Raw genomic sequence first — 3,738 nt, forward strand, 5'->3', positions numbered from 1 at the left:
TYCMGCTCGTAAATCTGTCGCCTCACTCACCAGGATGATTCTATCTAGTGCCAGTAGGCTAGACGCTTGCTCTTGAATTCCCACTCGTTGGGCGGTCTCGATACGCATTAAAGACGGCATTGATTTCTCCTAACATACACAAAACCATAGTGTCGCGCAATTTAGCAGGAATGAATACATGTGTTCACCGGACGCTTACGTTACATTTCATCAATTTTATTTGCCGCAAATAGATTATAAATAGCGACTTTTGCTCAAAATTAGCCTAATTATATTAGGACTTCTACCTAACAAATTTGTTAAGCGTGACAAAATTCAACTTTCTGCTACACTTGATAATAGTGTTATTGATTTAAGAGAGTAATTATGCGCACTCCCACAACCAAAGTTGCTTTTGCTGCTTATTTACATGATTTAGGTAAATTTGCAGAAAGAGCAAGAATTGAAGTCAATCAAGAGAAACTGGAAACTCATATACAGTTGTATTGCCCTTATTACCAAGAAGCAAATTCTCCCATTAAATATCATACTCATAAACATGCTGCTTATTCGGCCATTGCTTGGGATATTATTGAGCATGCAATTCCTGATTTAATAAAAGGTGATATGTATCCTTTTGCCAGTCGAAGTACAGAAGGTAATATTACGGATTCCATTATCAATGCATCAGCTATGCATCATAAACCAGAGACTTTTTTGCAATGGGTTATTGCTACAGCGGATAGGGTTGCTTCTGGATTTGAGCGTGAAGAATTTGAAAAATATAATCAGACACCAGAAACTGAATTAATTAATAAGCTAAATACAGGTAAAAATCACTATCAAGCACGTTTATTGCCTTTAGTCGAAAAGCTCAGTCTTTTAGATAAACAAGATTTTTATCAAAATGAAGATATTCGCTATTGTTATCCACTTAAACCATTATCTCCACAAAGTATCTTTCCTGAGCAAAGAAAAAATATAGAGCCTTCTGATAATGCACGAGCGCAACAAGAATATCGTCAATTATGGGATGCTTTTACACAAGCGATTAAGCAGATTCCTAAATCGCATCAACAAAATTGGCAATTATGGTTAGATCATTTTGATACCTTATGGCAATGTTATGCACAGGCAATACCTGCAGCAACAGCTTTTAATGTAAAGCCCGAGGTTTCTTTATACGATCATAGTAAAACAACAGCAGCATTGGCAGCAGCGTTATGGCGGTGGCATGAAGAACATCAAAAAACATCATTAGAAGATGTGAATGCCTTAAAAACACGTAGTGATTGGGAAGAGAAAAAAATCCTTTTAATTCATGGTGATTTCTTTGGAATTCAGAACTTTATTTTTGCTGAAGGGCGAGAGACTAATAAAGCCGTAGCAAAATTATTAAGAGGACGTTCATTTCAAGTTTCTCTTTTTGCAGAGTTAGCAGCGCTAGCTGTACTAGAAGCTTGTGATTTACCATCTACGTCACAGATTCTTAATGCGGCAGGCAAATTTATGATTGTTGCACCAAATACACCTGCAACAATTCAAGCGATTGAAAAAGCCAAAGAAAAAATTAATCAATGGTTTTTGGAAAATACATTTGCGCAAGTTTCATTAGGATTAGCTGTACAGCCTGCAAGTTGTAATGACTTTGTCGATAAGAAAAGGTTTGCAGATTTAACTAAAAACTCATTCTCATTGCTTGAGCAAGCTAAATTACAACGGTTTAATTTAATTGATAAAGCAACACCAACAGTTTTGAGTTATGCCGATTATACGCAAGGCGTGTGTAGTTATAACAGCCAGTTACCTGCGAATACTAAAGATAATAATGGTTTGCAAGTGTCTGTTTTGGCGAACGATCAGATTAAACTTGGAGAGCAGTTAACTAAGAAAAATCGTTTGATGATACTCAATGATATTATTCAGTATCAAGACGGTGGCGCTAGTGTGAGATTAGGATTAACAATATTTGGCTATCATATCGTCTTAACAAAAAGTGAGGATATTACAGGTAAATTTGGTCTTCTTGCAGAGAATAAGTCCTTGGTACGTTGCTGGGATTTTAGTTTGCCACAGATAGATGATGTGTCTATTTGGCAAGGTTATGCAAAACGTTATATCAATGCGTATGTACCTACCTTTAGTGAGGCTGATTTTTATCAAAATGAAAAATATGACGTTTTATCGGAGGAAGAAAAGGTTGATTTTTCTATCAGTGAGCTTAAAACTTTAAATCATATTGCTTGTGAAGATAGATATGTAGACAAACAACATATAGAAGGTGATGGGTATGAAAAAATGCTTGGAAAAGTGGCATTGGCTACGCTCAAAGGCGATGTGGATAATTTAGGGCTGATTTTCCAACGAGGTATTCAATCACCTACATTTGCAAAAATGGCTGCCTTATCACGCCAGATGAATATGTTTTTTAGTCTTTATTTACCAGCTTATTGTCAGAAAGAATTCCCTAATACGTATACTGTATTTGCAGGAGGGGATGACTTCTTTATGATTGGACCATGGAAGCAGACCCAGAAATTGGCAGTTAATATGAGAAGAGCATTTGCGCATTATATGGCAGAGAATCCACAGATTACCTTTAGCACAGGGATAAGTATTACTAAACCTGGCATGCCACTGCCTCGATTATCAGAGCTAGCTGAAGACTCACTCGAGCAAGCAAAAGCCTATGAAGGTAAAGATTCCACTACGCAGCAGATATCAAAAAAGAATGCTGTCTGTATTTATCAACAAACAGTTTCTTGGTCAGATTGGAAATATATCGAAAATGCTTATCAAGAAATAACCGAGATTGATGATGATTATGTGTTGTCATCAGCTTATCTGTATAGCCTATTGCATTTTAGTCGTATGGCGGAACAGGTAAAACAAGGCAATATTCAAGCTAGTTTATGGCATTCACAATTAGCTATAAGACGAGGCGATGGATAGATGCTAATACAAGAATTTCCAAAGAGGCAAAAAATAATGCCTACCAGCGATTTATTGATACTTTTTATGCTAGAGGGATTCAAGTCTTTGGACAACGCTATGAAATTCCTTTATTTAATTATTTATATACCTTGAGAGAGAAATAATGATGGATGTGAAAGATATTAAGTTGAAGACTCCTTTAGCACGTGACTTATTTAGCGATGTCGCAAAAAGGGTGGCAGATAGTTTACAAGTGATGAAGAAAAATGGTGACGTAGATGAGAATTGTAATAAATCGACTCAATTACGCAAGTTTTATGATGAGTTGTTGATGTGGCGAGATAAGGTATATCGAGCCAAAGATAAAAAAGAAGAGTTTCGTAAAGTTGAGCCATTTATTCAAATGATGCAGGCTAAAGTGGCTTATTCAAGGGTTAGAGGACATGTGAGTGGTGAGTTTGAGACTTTCTTTAACCATTTAATTGTGCAAATTAATGATGTGGAATCACTAGATAATGCCAAGCTATTTTTTGAAGCTGTTCTTGGTTTTCGTAAATCAAAAAATTAATTTATTAGGATGAGTAAAATGAAATTAACAAATATTTATCTGTAGAAGTTCAGACCAAATCTGACAAATGAGTTGCAAAAAAAGAGAGTTTCCCGTTTGAATAAGAGGTGCGAATCTTTTAAACAAACAAAAGGAAACTCTCATGTTACATACTACCAATAATGTGATTAAACATAAAGCAGGACTGCTTAATTTAGCAGAGCAATTAAAAAATGTGTCGCAAGCATGCACAAATTATGGGCGTATCGAAGGMTGAC

The 3,738-nt window shown here is 35.9% G+C and carries 2 protein-coding genes and 1 pseudogene; all 3 read left to right on the forward strand.

Translation table 11 applies throughout. The features are described 5' to 3' along the window. Positions 1-366: 366 nt before the first annotated feature. Positions 367-2,931, forward strand: coding sequence for a type III-A CRISPR-associated protein Cas10/Csm1 (gene cas10 / locus V757_RS17660; RefSeq protein WP_023949552.1), 2,565 nt, complete (start codon positions 367-369; stop codon positions 2,929-2,931). 145 nt (positions 2,932-3,076) lie between these two features. Continuing rightward, on the forward strand, positions 3,077-3,481 hold the full coding sequence (gene csm2, locus V757_RS17665) for a type III-A CRISPR-associated protein Csm2 (RefSeq protein WP_023949556.1): 405 nt from the start codon (positions 3,077-3,079) through the stop codon (positions 3,479-3,481). A 142-nt stretch (positions 3,482-3,623) separates the two neighbouring features. Then, positions 3,624-3,738 (forward strand): annotated as a pseudogene (locus tag V757_RS28715) (helix-turn-helix domain-containing protein); the annotation flags it as partial.

The sequence above is a fragment of the Pelistega indica genome (assembly GCF_000506865.1).
GTDB lineage: Bacteria > Pseudomonadota > Gammaproteobacteria > Burkholderiales > Burkholderiaceae_B > Taylorella > Taylorella indica.